The sequence below is a fragment of the Pseudomonas sp. R19M genome (assembly GCF_050312585.1).
GTDB classification, from domain to species: domain Bacteria; phylum Pseudomonadota; class Gammaproteobacteria; order Pseudomonadales; family Pseudomonadaceae; genus Aquipseudomonas; species Aquipseudomonas palleroniana.
The window spans coordinates 1-17,936 of record NZ_JBNPJV010000071.1 but is presented as its reverse complement, the minus strand read 5'-3'; the positions used below and the strand labels follow the sequence as shown (position 1 = coordinate 17,936).

Below are 17,936 nucleotides of genomic sequence, written 5' to 3'. Positions count from 1 at the left end.
TGATTCCTCAGGTGAACTCGTCGGCCAGTGCCGCAGGCACGGAATGCGACTGCACCCGTGACAGGTTTCTGGCCGAGTCGGATAGAAAAATGGAAGTGTCTTTCAAGCCGCTGCCGGTGATCAGGATCACGGCAGTTTGCGCAGTGCCGGGATTCTCCTCGGCATATTTGAGCAACCCGGCGAACGCGCTGGCGGCGCCCGCTTCGGGAAACACCCCGGTACTGGCGGCTAGCCGGGAAGCGGCGGCAACAATGCTCGGGTCACTGACGCAAATGAACTCACCCTCGCTGGCGGTTACCGCACGCAGGGCTTTGAGACGGTCGCGCGGCAGGGCTACGTTGATGCTGCTGGCCAGGCTGGTGGGGGGAATGCGTTCTACCTGCTGCATGGGCTGGCCACTGCGCCAGGCGCGGTACATGAAATTACTGTGCTCGGCCTGCACGCCGATCAGGCGTGGAATACGCTCAATCCAGCCCAACTGCAGCAAGTCGAAAAAACCCTTGTAGACCGAGCCGAGAATGCAGCCATTACCCACCGGCACGAACACCAGGTCCGGGACTTGCCAGTTGAGCTGTTCGCACAGCTCGAACGCTACGGTTTTCTTGCCTTCGCTCATGTACGAATTGATTCCGGTGGTGCGGTTGTACCAGCCGTGGGTTTCGCAGGCGTCAAGGCATTGTTCGAAGGCTTCGTCGTATTGGCCGTCCACCAGCACAATCTCGGCGCCGTAGCCTTGCATCTGCGCGAGCTTTTCCCGGGGTGCAGTCTTGGGCAGGTAAATCACATTGCGCAGGCCCAGGCTGGCGCTCATTCCGGCCAGGGCCGAAGCGGCGTTGCCGGTGCTTGCCACCGCGATGGTGCGTGCGCCGGATTGCATGGCGTGGGCCACAGCCAGGGCACTGGCGCGATCCTTCAGCGACCCGGTGGGCTGGCGGGATTCATCCTTGATAAAGACTTTGATCCGCGACCCCTTGCCGAGAAGTTCCGGCCGCGAATACAGCGGCGTGTTCCCCACCAGTAACGGCGGAATGAATTGCGTCGAACTCAACGGCATCAACCGGTCATAGCGCCACATGCCACGGGCATGATCGTGGGCCAGACGGCCCCTGGACCATTCGCGTTTGAGCGTCGGGTAGTCGTAAAGCGCATCGAGCGCCCCTTCAGTCTTGCAATGAGGGCAGTAATAGCTGACCTCATGCGGCTGGTAGCTGCGATCACACACCAGGCACTGCAACACATACTCTCTACACGAATGATTCATAGCCCCCTCCTGAAAGTATGACGTGCGGGTGGTTCCCGCCGAAGCCGGCCCCTTTGGGCCGGCGGGCACTTCACGGACGCAAGGTGTTTCAGACCACCATGATCGCGTCGATGGCAACCAGGGTGTTGCGTGCCAGGGCACTGGCGCCGGCGGTCGTACGGGCTGGGTAGGGTTTGGTGAAGTACTCCTCCATCACCCGGTTGAGCGTCGGAAATTCGCTCAGGTCAGTGATGAACGCCGTGACCTTGACCACATTCGCCAAGGTGCCACCCGCCGCTTCGGCCATTTGCTGCAAGTTATCCAGGGTCTGGCGCAACTGGCCTTCGAAGTCCTTGGCCAGCACCTCATTGTTCAACGCCGAGACCGGGGTCTGCGCCGAGAGGTAAATGGTTTGCCCTTGACTGACCTTGATACCCTGGGAATACGTCCCCAGTGGCAGCGGCGCCTTGTCAGTGAAAATCACGTTGTCTTCGCCCAGGAAAGGCTTGGCGACAGGCTGGAGCTGAGCATTTGTCTGCATGGTGACGTTCCTTGTTAAGCGGGTTGGGGTTAGTGCAAATCGGCAACCTGTGTGACGGCCAGGCCTGAAAAATCCTCGTCACGGCAGCGAGACGGGGAAAAATGCTGGTAGTTGAGTTTCAGCGCCGCGAGGTCCGCCGGCATGGCGATGCCCAGCGCTGCGTGGCTGCACAACCGGGCAATGGCCGGCGCAGCCTGAATGCCGTAGCCACCCAGGGCGGCCAGCCAGATAAAGCTTTCTTGCTGCGGGTCTTGGCCGAGTACCGGGGAACGGTCAGCGACAAAAGTGCGCAGGCCCGCCCACTTGTTGATGATCGAGCGTGGACGCAAACGCGTCGTGCTTTGCAGGCGGTCCATCGTGATGGCCAGATCCAGTTCTTCCGGCAACGCATCGCAAGGCAGCGAGGGGCTTTCATCACAAGGCGAAACGATCAGACGCCCGGCTTCGGGCTTGATGAAAATATCTTCGTCAATGGTGCCCAGGTAAGGCGTGTGGTGCACGTCACAGTGCGGGTCAACGGCCAGCACCGTGCGACGCAGCGGCCGCACACCGACCTTTTCCATACCGCAGCGCTCGGCGAGCTCATCCGCCCAGGCGCCGGCGGCGTTGACCACGACGGCCGCTTCCAACCGTTGGCCGTCAGCGGTATGCAGGGCCCAATGACCGTTACGATGTTCGCCGCGCACCATCTCGGCCTCACGCTTGATCACACCGCCGCGAGCCCGAAAGCCACCGAGGTAGGCGCCGTGAATGCCATGCACATCCAGATCGAAAGCGCTGGGTTCGTAGATACCCGCGCTCCAGACGCCTTCGGCCAGGTACGGCGCCAGCTCCAGCACCTGCTTATCGTCAAGGAGCCTGGCGCTCGGAACCTGCTCGAGCACGTCACGCAAACGCGCCGTCAGTGCCTCCACTCGCGTGGCCTGCGCCACGATCAACGCGCCGCGTGGCGACCATAACGGGTGTTCGGCCAGGCCTTCGGGCGGGCTCTCGAAAAAACGCCGGGAAGCACAGGTCAGCGAGCGGATCTGCTGGTTGCCATAGCTTTCCATGGAAATGGCCGCCGAGCGGCCGGTGGTGTGATAGGCCAACTGCTGTTCGCGCTCGAGCAGGCAGACACTGCCATGGGCCGCCAGCTCATACGCCGCAGACACACCGGCGATGCCACCGCCCACCACAATAAAGTCATAACAGGCGCTCATGGTCGGCTGCCCTCGGCCAATGCGGCAGCTTTGCTTTCCCGGGTGTACGTCAACACGAAGTGCGCCACCAAGCCAAAAATCAGGCCCCAGAACGCTGCGGCCAGACCGAGGAAACTCATGCCCGACGCCGTCACCAGGAAGGTAATCAATGCCGCCTCCCGTTGTTTCTCGTCCGCCATGGCACCGGTGAGCCCGGCACTGATTGCACCGAACAGCGCGAGGCCGGCCAGCGACGCAATCAACTCTTTGGGCAGTGCGGAAAACACGGAGGCCAGGGTCGCACCAAAGGTCCCCATCAGGATGTAGAACACCCCGCATGCGATCCCCGCGATGTAGCGTTTATCGCGGTTTTCATGGGCTTCGCGGCCGGTGCAGATGGCGGCGGTAATCGCAGCGAGGTTGAAGCCGTGGGAGCCGAACGGTGCCATCAGGACCGAACCGATGGCCGTGACCGAGATGATCGAACGCGCCGGGGTGTTGTAGCCCGAAGTGCGCAACACGGCCATGCCCGGCACGTATTGGCCGGTCAGTGTCACCAGCGCCAGCGGCAGGCCGATGTTGATGATCGCGTGCCAGTTCCACTCCGGCGCAATAAACACCGGATGTGCCACGGCGATGGTGATTGCACCGCTGTTGAGCTCGCCAAACGAGGCGGCTACGGCACACCCGATAATCAACACCGACAGAATGGCGTAGCGCGGCGAAAAGCGTTTGAACATCAAGTAGGCCGCGATCATCGACAGCACCAGCGCCGGCTGCAGCCTGATCGAGGTAAACAGTTCAGCGCCAAAGCGAAACAGAATGCCCGCCAGCATGGCGGCAGCGATCGCTTTGGGCAGGCGACTCATCAGCTTGTCGAACGCGCCGGACAAACCGACGAGCGCAATGATCACCGACGCCACCACGTACGCACCGATAGCCTGCGGCAGGGTCACAGTGGGCAGCATCGACACCAGCAGCGCCGCCCCCGGTGTTGACCATGCAGTAATGACCGGTACCCGCAGGCGCCAGCTCAGGAACAGACCGGTGATGCCGCTACCGATGGAAATCGCCCAGATCCATGAAGACACCACGTCATTGGGCAGGTGCGCTTCCTTGGCCGCCTGAAACACGATGATCAAGGGGCCGGCATACGAAATGATCACGGCGATAAAGCCCGCGATGACGGCTGACAGGGATAGATCCTTTCTGAGTGTGTCCATGATGTCTCGACTTGGCGCGGCGGAGTCGCGCAGTGACCAGTGGATTGATTGAGTCGATTGATTCGATTCGAGACGAGTGTATTTGAATGAATTGAATTGATTCAATAGGCAGCGAGGTTGTTACGAGATGTTTTTTTGCCAGCGGTCTTGATTTTCGCCCTATAAACCAATTAATAAATTGATTTAATTAGTTATTTTTCTTTTAAAAAATATCATCATCGCTTAATTCTCTTCGACTCAATCACTACATCAATCGACTCAATTGTCAGATTAGCTCGATTTATCAGTTGTCTAACCTCCATGTGATATGCTCGGATATTCATCATTTCTACGATGGGCAGTGATCATTCATGTGGGTTCCCCAGCTAAGCGAGTTCAACCAGCCGATGTATTTGTCGATTGCCGATGCGTTGGCGCGCGATATCAATAACGGCGTGTTGAGCGAGGGTGACCGTCTTCCGACCTTGCGGGAGCTGGCCACGACGCTGAATGTCACACCAGGCACCATCAGCCGGGCCTATAGCGAAGCTCATCGGCGTAAGCTGGTGCAGGGGGAAGTGGGGCGCGGCACGTATGTGCTCAATCAAAAACAGCTGGAGCTGCCCGCCAGTAACAGCGCTGCAACACTGAACCTGGGTCAGTCCGAACTGCTCGATCTTTCGATCATCAAGCCCTCCAGCGAAACCCTGGAATACTGGCTGCGCGATGCACTCGTGGGTTTGGCCAAGAGCACCGATTTCGCCCGAGCCCTGGATTACGCGCCAGACGGTGGGCACCCGGCACACCGTGAGGCGGGGGCGCAGTGGCTGCGGCATTCGTTGCCCGACGCACAATGGCAGCAGGTGATCATCACCGCCGGCGCCCAGCACGGCTTGATGGTCGCAATGAGTGCCCTGACCAACGCCGGCGACTTGGTGCTGTGCGAAGAACTCTGCTATCCCGGCATCATTTCCCTGGCCCACGGCCTTGAACGCCGCCTGCGTGGCGTGCCGATGGACGATGAAGGGATCATTCCCGAGGCGTTGCGCGAGCTGTGCCAGCGCGAAAAACCCGCCATGCTGGTGTGCGTGGCGACCTGTCAGAACCCGACGGCGGCGATCATGTCGCAACGACGCCGGGCGCAAATCGCGGCGCTGGCGGAGGAGTTCGACTTCATCATTCTCGACGATGATATCTATGGTTTCCTGGCCACCGACCCGTCAATCAAACCCCTGTCGGCGTTTGCCCCGGATCGCTCGGTGTACCTCACCAGTCTGTCGAAGTCGGTGATGCCCGCGCTGCGCATCGGCTATCTCTATAGCCCGCCAAAACTACTTTCACGCCTCACGTCGATGGTGCGCAGCAGCGTATGGATGCCATCGCCGCTGACCGCGCAACTGGCCAGCAATGTCATCACCGAAGGCCTGGACAAAAAACTGATGCGCATCCAGCGCAACGAAGCCGCGGGCAGGCAGGCGATTGCCCAAGAGATCTTCGCCAACTTCGAACTCAAGACCCAACCGTACTCCTACCATGTCTGGCTGACACTGCCGCAGCCTTGGACCAGCGACGAATTCACCATGCTGGCGCGCGCCAATGGCGTGCTGGTACTCAGTGGTACGCAGTTCCAGGCCGAACGTTCCGGGGTCACGCGCAGCGTGCGACTGGTGCTGATGTCGCCCACCAGCCAGGACGAACTGCGCTTTGCCCTGACCAAATTGGCCAGCCTGATCGAGTCCGACCCGCGACGTTATTACTAGGCCGCTCGCTCTTCGCCCGGGTTGCGCAAAAAGTAGCGTTTGTATTCGCGGCTGAACTGCGACGTGCTCTGGTACCCCACACTGTGCGCCGCCTGCGCCACGCCCATGCCTTCCACCAACAGTAACTGCTGGGCCTTGAGCAAACGCAGACGTTTCAGATACTGCACCGGCGACAACAAGGTGCAGCGCTTGAAGTGCTCATGAAACGTCGACGCACTCATGTGCGCATAGCCTGCCAGGGTCTCGATATTCAGCGGCTCGGCGTAATGGGCATGCAGGTGATTGAGCGAGGTGGCAATCCGTGAAAACTGCCCCTGCTGTTCCACCAGTGCGCGCAGCACATCGGCCTGCGGCCCGCGCAACGCAGTGAACAATAACTCGCGCACCCGCGCCGGCCCCAGGATCCGGCTTTCCAGCGGATCGTGCAGGCACTCCAGCAGCCGCTCGACACACCCGCGCATGGCATCATCCAACACCACCGAACTCATCGACTCCAGCGTCTGCGCCGTCGGCGGCGGCCCGGCCTGAATGCCCATGGCCATGACCAACTCGCCCAGCACGACGCGGTCAATGCCCACCGTCACACCCAGCAGCGGCGCATCCGCAGCCATGGCGAACGTCTCGCACTCAAACGGCACCGGCATCGCCTGGATCAAGTAGTGCCCGGCGCCGTACTCCAAGGTGCGCGGCCCAAGGTAGGCGACCTTGCTGCCTTGGGCGACGAACATCAGGCTCGGTTCATAGATCTGCGGCCCGCGCGCCACATCGCAACTGGCGCGCAGAAGCTGCACGCCAGGCAAATGAGTGGGCGAAAAACCGTCGCGGGGCGCCAGCCCCTCAATCAAGGCAACCAACGTCGCGTTGGCATCGAGATGGCGAGTCAACAACATAAAAGCAGCTCTCGGAAAAATCACGTCTTGGTGCAGGCTAGCTAGCTTCAAGCCGCAAGCTGCAAGAAGTACGCAGTTTATAGCTTGCCGCTGGCAGCTTGCCGCTTTTAGCTGCTCCTCCGGAGCTTTAGGCATGAGACTCGGAGCATTTGCCATGTTCGCTCCCAGGGTCGGCGCGCAGAATGCGCCACCTCCCTGTTCATTCCTTTTGCGAGGTTCACCATGTACACCGCCATCGGTTATGCCGCTCAGTCGGCCACCACTCCCCTCGCCCCCATGTCGTTCCAGCGCCGCAGCCCGCGCGCCGATGACGTGGCCATCGAGATTCTCTACTGCGGCGTCTGCCACTCCGACATCCACCAGGCCCGCAACGAATGGGGCATCGCCGTGTACCCGCTGATGCCGGGCCACGAGATCGTCGGCAAGGTCACCGCCATCGGCGCCAACGTCACCGCGCATAAAGTCGGCGACCTGGTCGGCGTGGGCTGCATGGTCGACTCGTGCCGCCACTGCGAGGCGTGCAAATCCGACCTGGAGCAATACTGCCTGGAAGGTCCGACCATGACCTATGCCACCCCGGACCGCGTAGACGGCAGCAACACCATGGGCGGCTACTCGGACAGCATCGTGGTCAGCGAGCACTTTGTGGTGAAGATCCCGGCCACGCTCGACCTGGCCAGCGCCGCGCCGATCCTCTGCGCCGGCATCACCACCTACTCGCCGCTCAAGCATTACGGCGTGAAGGCCGGCGATAAGGTCGGCGTGCTCGGCATGGGTGGCCTGGGCCATATGGGCATCAAGTTCGCCAAGGCCATGGGCGCTGAAGTGACCCTGTTCACCCGTTCGGCGAGCAAGGCCGAAGAAGGCCGTCGCCAGGGCGCCGATCACGTGATCGTGTCCACCGATGCCGAGCAGATGAAAGCCGCCGCCGGCAGCTTCGACTTCCTGCTCGACACCATCCCCGTGCAGCACGACCTGAACCCCTACCTCGACGTACTGCGCTTTGACGGCGTGCACATCCTGGTCGGCCTGATCGAGCCGGTAGACCCGCCGGTGAATGCGGCCAAGCTGGTACTGGGGCGCAAGGTGCTGGCCGGTTCGTTGATTGGCGGCATTGCCGAAACCCAGGAAGTGCTGGATTTCTGCGCAGAGCACAACATCACCTGCGATATCGAAATGCTCGACATCCGCCAGATCAACGAGGCTTACACCCGCATGATCGCCGGTGATGTGAAGTACCGCTTTGTCATCGACATGGCGACCCTGAAAGCCTGATCAGGCTTTCGCGCCCAACTCCGCCGACAGCCGGGCTGCGACCTGTTTGACCACAGGGATCAGCTCGGCCATTTTTTCCAGCGGCATATAGGGCACGGTACTGGCGATGCTGATGCCGGCGACGATTCGCCGGCTGGCGTCGCGCACCGGGGCCGCCACACAACGGATCGACGGTTCGTTGTCTTCCAGATCGAACGCATACCCCCCCACCACATATTCCCGCATGCGCTGCTCGAACTGCGCCCAGGATTGCTCCGGGTGTTGCGGCCATGCCTGGCTTTTACCACTGGCCGGCAAGCTGACTTCGTACAGGCGCTGCCACTCTTCTACGCTGTCATCCAACAGCAGCGCCTTGCCGATACCGGTACGCGCCAACGGCATGCGATGGCCGACCCGCGAGCGCATTTCCGGGCCATTGCGGCCGGGGTTCTTATGCAGGTAGAGCACGTCGTCGTATTCACGAATCGCCAGGTGGATGGTGTCTCCGGTCAGGGCCGACAGCTCGTCCAGATACGGCACGGCCAGGGTCACCAACGGCAACTCTTCGCGGGCCTGGAACCCCAGTTCAATCAACTTCGGCCCCAGCAGATAACCGACTTGCGGCACCACGCGCAGGTAACGCTCCTCCACCAGGCAACTGGCCAGGCGGTGGGTGGTACTGCGGGTGGTGCCAATGCGCTTGGCGATTTCCTTCAAGTCGCGCGCACCGGCCGCCACCGCCTGCACCACGCCCAGGCCACGCAGCAGGGTCTGGGTGCCGGTTGGGGCGGCGTCTTTGACGGGGGTGTGGGCGTTTTCCTGCATATCGGGCCTATGTGGTGGTACGAAAACGAGCGGCATTATGGCAAATACCGGGCGTCAATACAGTGCAGATCCAATGTGGGGTCAGCGTTGTTTCAGGCGGTCAATGATCACCGCCAGCAACAGGATCGAACCGCGGATCACGTATTGGTAGAACGTGTCGATGTTTTTCAGGTTCATCGCATTCTCGATGATCGCCAGAATCAACACCCCGGCAATCACATGCCGGATCATGCCGATACCGCCACTCAACGACACCCCGCCCAGCACGCAGGCGGAGATCACCGTCAGCTCAAACCCCTGGCCGATCATCGGTTGGCCCGAGGTCATGCGCGACGCCAGGATCACCCCGGCCAGGGCGCCGATCAGACCGTGCACGGCAAAGATGATGATCTTGGTCCGATCGACGTTCACCCCGGCCAGCAACGCCGCTTCCTGGTTGCCACCGATGGCCATGGTGTTGCGCCCGTAAGTGGTGTAGTTGAGCAGCCAGCCGAAGAACACAAAACACACCACAGTGATGATGATCGGCACCGGCACGCCCATCAGTTGGCCGTTGCCGAACACGAAGAAGCCTTCATCCATCACCCCCACCGCCTTGCCGTTGGAGAAGATGTAGGCCAGGCCGCGCACGATCTGCATGGTCGCCAGCGTCGTGATCAACGCGTTGATGCGCAACTTGGCAATGACGATGCCATTGATCAGCCCGACGATCAGTCCCATCAACAATGCCGCGCCGATGCCCAGCATCACGCTGTCGGTATCGCGCATGACGATGGCCGCGACCACCCCGGCGCAGGCGATCACCGAGCCCACCGACAAGTCGAAGTGCCCCGACGCCAGGCAGAACAGCATGGTGCACGCCGCAATGCCCACGGTGGAAATCGCCAGGCCCAGGCCACGCATATTCAGGGGCGAGAGGAAGTTGTCGATAAACAGCGCACTGAGCACAAAGATGCCCAGCGCCGCCAACAGCATCACCCAATCATCGAGGAACTTGCGCTGGTTGAAGCCCGGCCAGAAGCCTTTTGCAGTTTTTACTTCGGACATCATTCACCTCGCATTCTTCAAGCCCGCGAGCGCGGGAGAGCCAGTTGCAACAGCCGTGCTTCATCCGCCTGCTCGCGGGGCAATGCGCCGGTCAGGGCGCCTTCGCTCATCACCAGGATGCGGTCGCTGATGCCCATCACTTCCATCAAGTCGCTGGACACCACGATCACCGCAATACCGCTCGCCGCCAGGTTATGGATGATCTGGTAAATCTCCGACTTGGCACCGATATCGATACCGCGCGTGGGCTCATCCAGCAGCAGCACTTTCATCGGCATCGACAGCCAGCGGCCGAGAATGGCCTTCTGCTGGTTGCCGCCGGAGAGGTACAGGATCTTCTGCGCCGCATTCGGTGTCTTGACCTTCATCGCCTTGATCTGTTGGTCGGCGTTGCCTTTTTCCCAACCCTCGCGCAACAACCAGCCAAACCTCGAATGCGCACCCCGGGCACTGATGTTGATGTTCTCGGCCACGCTGGACAGCGGGATAATGCCTTCTTTCTTGCGGTCTTCCGGGCACAGCAACACCCCGGCGGCAATCGCGTCGCGAGGTGAATGCAATTGCAGTGTTTCCCCGCACAGCGCCAGGCGCCCGGCGCTACTGCGGGTCAAACCGCTGAGCAAGCGCAGCAGCTCGGTGCGCCCTGCCCCGACCAGCCCGAACAGGCCGAGGATCTCGCCCTGATGCACCTGGAAACTGACCGGCTCACGCAAGCCGGGGCCAAGCAGCTCATCGACCTTGAGCGCCACCTGGCCCTGCTCACGCGGGCGATAATCGTAGATGTCCTGGATGTCCCGCCCGACCATGCAGGTCACCAACTGGTCATGGGTCAGCGCCCGCATGTCATCAAACGTGCGCACGAAGCGGCCGTCCTTGAACACGGTCACCGCGTCGCAAATACGGAACACCTCTTCCATGCGATGGGACACGTACAGCACCACTTTGCCCTCATCGCGCAGACGCGTGATGATCGCCATCAAGCGGTCGATCTCCCGCGCCGACAGGCTGCTGGTCGGCTCGTCGAAGGCAATCACATGGGCGCCACGGGACAGCGCCTTGGCGATTTCCACCAGTTGGCGCTGGCCCAGGGATAACCGTCCCAGTTTCTCGTCCGGGTCGATTTCATCGGCCAGGCCCTTGAGACACGCCAGCGCCTGCTTGCGCAGCTGGCCTCGATTGACCACGCCAAAGCGCGTCGGCAAGTGCCCCAGGAACAGGTTCTCGGCCACGCTCATTTCCGGCACCAGGTGCAACTCCTGGTGGATCACCGCGACACCACTGGCAATGCTGTCGGCGGCGCATTTGAAGGCCATGGTCTGCTCGCCGATCTGCACCGTGCCGCTGCTGGGGATGTAGGCACCGCCCAATATTTTCAGCAGCGTCGACTTGCCCGCGCCGTTCTCGCCCATCAACGCGTGGACCGTGTGCGGCCGTGCTTCAAAGCTGATCTGCGCCAGAGCCTTGACCCCGGGAAACTCCTTGCCGATGCCATTGAAACGCAAGGCCGCGCCGGTCATTTCCACAGACCGATCTTGGTCAGTTCCTGCTGGAAGTTGGCGCGGGTGATCAGCGTCACTTCATCCATGGCCGTGTACTTTGCCGGTTCTTTACCCGTCGTGACCCACTCGTACATCGCCAGCGCCGTGTTGTAGCCCTCGATATGCGGGCTGGGCAACATTGAACCGTAGAAGCCGCTGTCGGGCTTTTTCAGCTCGCCAATGGCGTCGGTGCCATTGATGCCGATACCGATCACGTTGGCCGCCTTGAAGCCGGCGCTTTCGGTGGCGCGCACGCCGCCAAGCACGGTGTTGTCGTTCATGCCGCCGATGATCAGGTTCTTCGCGCCGCTGGGCAGCTTGACCAGGGCCGAGTTGGTGGCGTCCATGCTGCCGGGAACGTCGAGCGTCTTGAGCGCGGCGGTGAGGATGTGGTCCTTGGGAATGCCGGCTTCTTCCAGGGATTTGATCGAGCCGTCAGTGCGTTTCTTGCCGGTATCGAGTTCGTTATAGGTGTTGATGACCGCGTACGTCTCCTTCCAGTCCCAGCCGCGTTTTTTCGCTTCGGCGGCCATTGCGGCGCCCTGCTTCTGGCCCACTTCAAAGGCGGCCATGCCCAGGTACGGCACGTCTTCCATGAAGTTGCCCTTGGCGTCGACAAAACGATCATCCACGGCCATCACTTTCAAGCCATTGACCTTGGCCTTGCTGACGATAGCCGGGCCAAGCGACACATCCGGCGGGCAGATCACAAAGCCCTTGGCGCCGTTGGCGGCCAGGCTGTCGATGGCCGAGAGGGTTTTCTCGCCGTCCGGCACGGCAATCTTGATCACGGTAAAACCGTGCTCCTTGCCGGCCTTCTCGGCAAACGCCCATTCGGTCTGGAACCAGGGCTCTTCGGCCTGCTTGACCAAGAAGCCGATCTTCACTTCTTCGGCCGATACAAAGCCGCTGAAAGCGACGGCGAGCGCCAGCGTGCCGAGTGTTTTCTTAAGCATGAACCACCTCCTTCTTATTCTTGGGAAACGCTTTAGTCGTGGTACATCACAGAACGCCCGCCATCGATCATCAGGCAGGCTGCATTGATAAAAGGCGCTTCGTCAGTCGCCAGGAACAGCGCGGTCATCGCCACCTCGATGGGCTGGCCGATGCGCTTGGGCGGGTGCAGGTCGAAGGCGCGCTGGCGCTCGGCCTGGGGGTCGGGGAAACCGTTCCAGTAGTCGACGTTGAGTTGGGTTTCGATATAGCCCGGGGCGATGGCATTGACGCGGATGCCCTTGGGCGCATATTCGATGCCCAGCGCACGGGTCAGACCGAGCAGGCCGTGCTTGGCCACCGGATAAGGAAAGCAACCGGGAATAATGTGGCTGGAATGGGTGGAGGCGATATTGATGATGTTGCCGATGCCCTGCTCGATCATGTGCGGCAACACGGCGCGACAACCGAACCAGGCACCGTCGAGGTCGATGGCGAAGCAGCGGCGCCAGTCCTCGTCGGTCATCTGCAGTGGGTCACGGAACACATTGACCCCGGCGCAGTTGACCAGCACATCGACGCGACCGAAACGCTCGATGGCCACATTGACCAGTGCCTGCCATTGCTCTTTGGAAGTGATATCGACCGGCTGCGCGACGATTTGCGCGCCACGCTCACGCCAGTGGGCGGCGACTTGCTCGACCTTTTCGGCCTGCACATCGGCAATAACCAGGCGCGCCTGCTGGGCCTGGAAGCAGGCCACGATCGCCTCGCCAATGCCCTGGGCGGCCCCGGTGACGATCACCACTTTGTTGTTCAGGCGCTCGCCATAAGTAGGCTCGGGCACCGCAGGCAATGACAACGGTTGGGACTGCATCGCTTCACCTATTTTATTTTTGGTAGTGAGTGCTGATGCAGGCGACTATAAACCCATCTTTCGAGACATCTCAATATATAAATTTACATCCCATATAGTGAGAAAAAATAAAAATAATGTGAGAGGAGGCAAGCCCTAATGCGTCAGTTAAAGCTTAACGCTGTCACTGTGGGAGGGGGCTTGCTCCCGATAGCGGTGTGTCAGTCACGGTTTCTGAACCTGACACACCGCTATCGGGAGCAAGTCGAATCGTCGCACCGCCCCTCCCACAATTTATCCATCGCTCGCTTTATCGCTTAACTGACAGGCATTAGGGCAAGCCCCCTCCCACATTAGGGCGGGTCAGCCCTGGGCGAAGTCGCGCAGAGCGTCGCCTTCCATGCGGTAGCGCACCCATTCTTCCTGCGGTTGGGCGCCGATGGATTTATAGAAGGCGATGGCCGGTTCGTTCCAGTCCAACACGCTCCACTCGAAACGCCCACAACCGTTGTCGCAGGCGATCTTCGCCAAGTGGCGCAACAACTTCTTGCCGGCTCCGCCACCGCGCTGTTCGGGATTGATGTACAGGTCTTCGAGGTACAGGCAGTTGCTGCCAAGCCAGGTGGAGTAGCTGAAGAAGAACACCGCAAAGCCGATCGGCAAGCCGTCGCGCAGGCACATCAAGCCATGGGCCGTCGCGCCCTCGCTGAACAGGCTGCGCTCGATATCCGCGACGCTGGCGATGACTTCATGCCGGGCCTTTTCGTATTCGGCAAGCTCGGTGATAAACGTCAGGATCTGCGCAGCATCGCTGGGCACGGCGGGGCGAATCTCGATGGTCATGGGCAGGCCTTGGACAATTTCAAAGCACACATACTAAGGGGCTTTGATGACTGATTGCAGGGCAATTGGCGGCCTGCCACACAAAATTTTACAGGTGCCCCGCTACCGCTCGTCGTCAGCAAGGCACGATCCACAAACCGGGGCGGACCAATAAGAGGTAAGGACATTAACTCTATGGAGACATCCCCATGAAGCATTCCAAGTTTGCCGCCCTTGCCCTCACCGGCCTGCTGTCTGCTACTGCGCTGAGCGCGTTTGCCGCGACCTCCTCCACAGGGCCGACCAACCCGGCCACCAGCGAATCGCAAAAATCCATGGGCACCGGCATGGACACCAACGGCGGCGCGATCATCGATAACGGCGCCGGTGCCGACCCACGTACCCAGGGCAACGATACCCAGCGCCAGGCGCCGCCTGCCGTGGGCAATGGCAAGATGGGCCCGGGTGTGAATGCCGAACCCAAAGTGAACAAAGGCGACGACAGCAATATTCCTGGCGCACCGAAACAGCCTGCGCCTTGACCCCGCGAGCATGACGAACACCCGATCATTCCCCAGTGAAGAGGTACACATGAACGTCGATAGAAACCTTGAGAAAGAAGTCCTCACCCGCCTGCTGCACGCTCACCCGAACGGCTTGGGCAAGGAGGTGCTGGATAACTACCGCGGCGAAAAGGAGGTGGCCAGTGTCCTGGCCTTCCTGCAGGAGCGCGGGTTTATCAAGGATGGGCATGTGACCACCGACGATGCCGGTGAATATTCGTTGAACCTGCCGATCAAGCTGACCGCTTCTGGCGTTGATGAAGCGCGCAAGCTCGACGGTAACAGCCCGCAGTAATTCATTTTGTCTGGTCTGGCCCCGCTGCCGGGGCCAGGAGGAGTATCGCAATGCCTCTTGGAAGCAAAGCCAAATACACCGCCGCACAAAAGCGTAAAGCCGCGCGTATCGAGGAGAGTTATGAGCACAAGGGCCTGTCCAAGGAAGAGGCGGAAGCCCGCGCCTGGGCCACTGTGAACAAGCAGTCCGGCGGTGGCGAAAAGGCGGGCGGTTCGGGCCGGCGCAAGCCCTCTGCACAGAAAGCCGAGGACCGGCATGAGTCGGCCAAGCGCGCCGCCGCCTCGCGTCAGGGACACCCGCGCAGCAGCCGTGCATCGCTGGAAACCCAGACCAAGGAGAGCTTGTTGAAGGAAGCGCGGGCCAAGGATATTCCTGGTCGGTCGAGCATGCGCAAGGATCAATTGATCGAAGCGCTGCGTAAAGCGGGCTGAGCGCAGTTCCAAAGCCGTTCCAGATAAGGGAGGGGCATGCCCCCTCCCCCATTTATTGCGCGACTAATGCGTCGACTTCAGCGGTGCCGGGAGACGTCGCCGGCCCCCAGCGCGTTACCGCCAATGCCGCCGCCGCATTCGCCCGTCGTGCTGCCGAAACAGGATTCAAGCCGTTGGCCAAGCCGGCAATCAACACGCCCGCATGCGCATCCCCGGCGCCGTTACTGTCCACGGCCTGCACTTTGAAACCGGGCACCTGCTCCACTGCTCCCGAGCGCCCGACCCAGCATCCATTCGGCCCATCGCGTACCACCAGCAATGCTCCGGCAGGCAGGAGTCGGCTCAGCTGTGGCAATGCGCCTGCAATCTGCGGCGCACCGGTAAATGCCAGGGCTTCGGGACCATTGCTGGTCCAGATATCGATACGCGGCAACAGTGCGCGCATCAGGGCCGAGTCTCGCGTCTTTACCAGCGGGCCAGGGTCAAACACCACCGTGATCGTCCGGGGCAGCGCCAGCAACCAGTCCACCAGCGGCTGCGCCTTGCCCTCCAGCAATAGGCTGTAGCCGCTGACGTACACGTAGTCGTCCAGCTGCGGTCGAACCCTGGCCAAGTCCTCGGCGCTCAATTCGCCCTCGACGCCGATATGGGAGATGAAGGTGCGCTCGGTGGTGGCTTCGGTCAGGCACACGCACAAACCGGTGTCCTTGCCCGCACTGGCCGCAAGGGCCATCTCAATGCCCTCGGCCTGCATCGCCGCACGGGCCAAGTCGCCAAAACGTCCGTCACCGTGTCGGCCCAGATAGACCGCCGCCATCCCATTACGTCGAGCGGCGGCCATGACATTGAAGCCACCACCGGTTTCAAAGCTGGCCGATTGCGCCAAGACATCGCCGCCCGTGGCCGGCAAGGTATCCAACGCCATGACCAGATCGACGATGACCTGGCCGGTGTGCAGCAATCTAGACATTGTGGTTCTCGACAAGTAACGCGGGGCGACGGTCGGCCGCGCCGCCCAGTACCGCATACATCCCGCCGGCCACCAGGAAGGTGACGATCCAGCCCAGGCCGTTATGGCCCAGCCAGGAGTCGGACAACGGCCCGGCGAACCAGATATTTTCGGCGGTGGTACCGATAGTGGTGAAGCTGAAGCCCAGCACAATCGCCACGGCCCAGGCGCCGAATGCACGCCACTCCACGCCACCGCGATACCAGTAGGCACTGCTTGGGCTCACGTCCAGCAAGTCTTTGGCGCTGTAGTAGTGACGGTGGATCAAGTCCACCACGAAAATCCCGACCCACGCGGTAATCGGCACCGCCAGCAGCGAGATGAAGGTGATGAACGGGCCATAGAAACTGTCGGCGATCAGCATGAAGTAAATCGAGCCGGCGAAGATCGCCACGATGTCGACGATCACCGCATGCACGCGCTTGACCTTGAGGCCGAGGGTCAAGGTGGTGAGCCCGGCCGAGTACACCGAGAGGTTGTTCGACAGCAGCAGCCCGCCAAAGGCGGTGATCAGGTAGGGCACGGCCATCCAGGTCGGCAACATGTCGCGGATCGCAATGATCGGGTCGGTGGCCGAGGCCAGGTCATGATTACCCACCGACAACAGCCCCCCGAGGGTGATCAACAGCACCAGCGGAATCCCCGCGCCAAACGCGGCGGACGCCACCAGGCGCGCGGCCTTGACGCTGCGATGCTGGTAGCGCGACATGTCGGCCCCCGCGTTGGCCCAACCGATCCCGGTACCGGCGGCCATGGTGCCGACGCCGATGATCATCGCGCTCAGCGGTGCCGGCGTGGCATTGAATACCGCGCTCCAGTCGATGGTGGCACAGAGGAAGCCACCCACCAGAATGTTCAAGGCGCCAAACACGTAGGTGGCCCACTTCTGGATCACCAGCAACGTCGCATGGCCGAGGCCGGAAACCGACAAGGTCAGCAACACGAAAATCGCGATGAAGATCAAGGTCAGCACGGGTGCGCTTTTCGCTTCGACCGGCGACTGGAACAGGATCGAACACAACGACAGCAACACAAAGGCCGCCGTGGTGGTGTTGACGGTTTCCCAGCCCAGGCGCGACATCAGCGACACCACCGTAGGGCCGATATTGCCGCGCACGCCGAAGATGGCGCGGGACAAGGTCAGGCTGGGCGCCCGGCCACGACGCCCGGCGATCGAGATAATGCCCACGACCGCAAAGGAGCCGGCAGCGCCGAGGATGGCGACAATGATCGCCTGCCAGATGGACAAGCCACGGAACGCCACCAGGGTCGCCCCAAGCGGCAAGCCGAGGATGCTGATATTGGCCGCGAACCAGACCCAGAACAGTTGCAGCGGATGGCCGTTGCACTCGCTCTCAGGGACGGGCTCGATGCCGCGTGTTTCCAGTTGCCCGGCGCTCTGGCCGGAAGAAGTGCTGCTCATGGGGAGCTCCTGGTGCCGGTATTGTTATGGTTGTTTTATTCATGTGGGAGGGGGCTTGCTCCCGATGGTGGTGGGTCAGCCACCTGATGTATCAACTGACCCACCGCTATCGGGAGCAAGCCCCCT

At 61.3% G+C, this 17,936-nt stretch carries 18 protein-coding genes; 5 read left to right on the top strand and 13 right to left on the bottom strand.

Annotated features, from left to right (window positions below):
* Positions 1-7: 7 nt before the first annotated feature.
* The 4 genes from thrC to ACQRBT_RS14955 all read right to left on the bottom strand — a co-directional run bounded on the left by thrC (position 8) and on the right by ACQRBT_RS14955 (position 4,185).
* Positions 8-1,261 carry a threonine synthase gene (thrC, locus tag ACQRBT_RS14970; protein WP_244385230.1) on the bottom strand — a complete coding sequence of 418 codons (1,254 nt, stop codon included), beginning with the start codon at positions 1,259-1,261 and terminating at the stop codon, positions 8-10.
* 88 nt (positions 1,262-1,349) lie between these two features.
* On the bottom strand, positions 1,350-1,781 hold the full coding sequence (locus ACQRBT_RS14965) for a Rid family detoxifying hydrolase (RefSeq protein ID WP_090369141.1): 432 nt from the start codon (positions 1,779-1,781) through the stop codon (positions 1,350-1,352).
* Between the two features lie 29 nt (positions 1,782-1,810).
* Complete coding sequence (locus ACQRBT_RS14960; RefSeq protein WP_412047560.1) at positions 1,811-2,983, bottom strand: NAD(P)/FAD-dependent oxidoreductase; 1,173 nt, start codon at positions 2,981-2,983, stop codon at positions 1,811-1,813.
* On the bottom strand, positions 2,980-4,185 hold the full coding sequence (locus ACQRBT_RS14955) for a benzoate/H(+) symporter BenE family transporter (protein WP_161549538.1): 1,206 nt from the start codon (positions 4,183-4,185) through the stop codon (positions 2,980-2,982). The genes ACQRBT_RS14960 and ACQRBT_RS14955 overlap by 4 nt, the downstream gene beginning before the upstream one ends.
* A 350-nt stretch (positions 4,186-4,535) precedes the next feature.
* Between ACQRBT_RS14955 and ACQRBT_RS14950 the strand changes: the two genes are divergently transcribed.
* The gene (locus ACQRBT_RS14950; protein WP_412047559.1) at positions 4,536-5,924 is read left to right on the top strand and encodes a PLP-dependent aminotransferase family protein; all 1,389 of its coding nucleotides are present in this window, start codon (positions 4,536-4,538) and stop codon (positions 5,922-5,924) included.
* Here the strand turns inward: ACQRBT_RS14950 and ACQRBT_RS14945 are convergent.
* Positions 5,921-6,814 (bottom strand): AraC family transcriptional regulator, encoded by an 894-nt coding sequence (locus ACQRBT_RS14945; RefSeq protein ID WP_060756281.1) that lies wholly within the window; start codon positions 6,812-6,814, stop codon positions 5,921-5,923. The two genes, ACQRBT_RS14950 and ACQRBT_RS14945, sit on opposite strands and share 4 nt — an antisense overlap.
* A 222-nt stretch (positions 6,815-7,036) precedes the next feature.
* On the opposite strand from ACQRBT_RS14945, the gene ACQRBT_RS14940 reads away from it, so the two are divergent.
* Positions 7,037-8,089: an NAD(P)-dependent alcohol dehydrogenase gene (locus ACQRBT_RS14940; RefSeq protein ID WP_090369133.1), complete on the top strand. Its 1,053-nt coding sequence runs from the start codon at positions 7,037-7,039 to the stop codon at positions 8,087-8,089.
* On the opposite strand, the gene ACQRBT_RS14935 is transcribed toward ACQRBT_RS14940, so the two are convergent.
* The 6 genes from ACQRBT_RS14935 to ACQRBT_RS14910 form a co-directional block, all read right to left on the bottom strand.
* On the bottom strand, positions 8,090-8,893 hold the full coding sequence (locus ACQRBT_RS14935; RefSeq protein ID WP_060756283.1) for an IclR family transcriptional regulator: 804 nt from the start codon (positions 8,891-8,893) through the stop codon (positions 8,090-8,092).
* An 81-nt stretch (positions 8,894-8,974) separates the two neighbouring features.
* Complete coding sequence (gene araH, locus ACQRBT_RS14930; RefSeq protein ID WP_060756340.1) at positions 8,975-9,940, bottom strand: L-arabinose ABC transporter permease AraH; 966 nt, start codon at positions 9,938-9,940, stop codon at positions 8,975-8,977.
* A 17-nt stretch (positions 9,941-9,957) separates the two neighbouring features.
* Positions 9,958-11,457 carry an L-arabinose ABC transporter ATP-binding protein AraG gene (araG, locus tag ACQRBT_RS14925; protein WP_412047571.1) on the bottom strand — a complete coding sequence of 500 codons (1,500 nt, stop codon included), beginning with the start codon at positions 11,455-11,457 and terminating at the stop codon, positions 9,958-9,960.
* A complete protein-coding gene (locus ACQRBT_RS14920) occupies positions 11,454-12,434 on the bottom strand; it encodes a substrate-binding domain-containing protein (protein WP_060756285.1) in 981 nt (326 codons plus the stop codon). Before ACQRBT_RS14920 ends, araG begins: the two co-directional genes overlap by 4 nt.
* Before the next feature lie 32 nt (positions 12,435-12,466).
* The gene (locus ACQRBT_RS14915) at positions 12,467-13,288 is read right to left on the bottom strand and encodes an SDR family oxidoreductase (protein ID WP_412047558.1); all 822 of its coding nucleotides are present in this window, start codon (positions 13,286-13,288) and stop codon (positions 12,467-12,469) included.
* Between the two features lie 342 nt (positions 13,289-13,630).
* Entirely contained in the window at positions 13,631-14,110 is a 480-nt protein-coding gene (locus ACQRBT_RS14910; RefSeq protein ID WP_060756287.1) for a GNAT family N-acetyltransferase, read from the bottom strand.
* Positions 14,111-14,298: 188 nt separating this feature from the next.
* Between ACQRBT_RS14910 and ACQRBT_RS14905 the strand changes: the two genes are divergently transcribed.
* Genes ACQRBT_RS14905 through ACQRBT_RS14895 form a run of 3 tightly spaced genes read left to right on the top strand, consistent with a single transcriptional unit; the run spans position 14,299 to position 15,378 of the window.
* Positions 14,299-14,631, top strand: a complete 333-nt coding sequence (locus ACQRBT_RS14905; protein ID WP_060756288.1) for a hypothetical protein — start codon at positions 14,299-14,301, stop codon at positions 14,629-14,631.
* 49 nt (positions 14,632-14,680) lie between these two features.
* Positions 14,681-14,947 (top strand): hypothetical protein, encoded by a 267-nt coding sequence (locus ACQRBT_RS14900; protein WP_060756289.1) that lies wholly within the window; start codon positions 14,681-14,683, stop codon positions 14,945-14,947.
* Positions 14,948-14,997: 50 nt separating this feature from the next.
* On the top strand, positions 14,998-15,378 hold the full coding sequence (locus ACQRBT_RS14895) for a Rho termination factor N-terminal domain-containing protein (RefSeq protein ID WP_412047557.1): 381 nt from the start codon (positions 14,998-15,000) through the stop codon (positions 15,376-15,378).
* Between the two features lie 52 nt (positions 15,379-15,430).
* On the opposite strand, the gene ACQRBT_RS14890 is transcribed toward ACQRBT_RS14895, so the two are convergent.
* A complete protein-coding gene (locus ACQRBT_RS14890; RefSeq protein ID WP_412047556.1) occupies positions 15,431-16,348 on the bottom strand; it encodes a PfkB family carbohydrate kinase in 918 nt (305 codons plus the stop codon).
* Positions 16,341-17,810 (bottom strand): purine-cytosine permease family protein, encoded by a 1,470-nt coding sequence (locus ACQRBT_RS14885; RefSeq protein WP_412047555.1) that lies wholly within the window; start codon positions 17,808-17,810, stop codon positions 16,341-16,343. Before ACQRBT_RS14885 ends, ACQRBT_RS14890 begins: the two co-directional genes overlap by 8 nt.
* Positions 17,811-17,936: the final 126 nt, after the last annotated feature.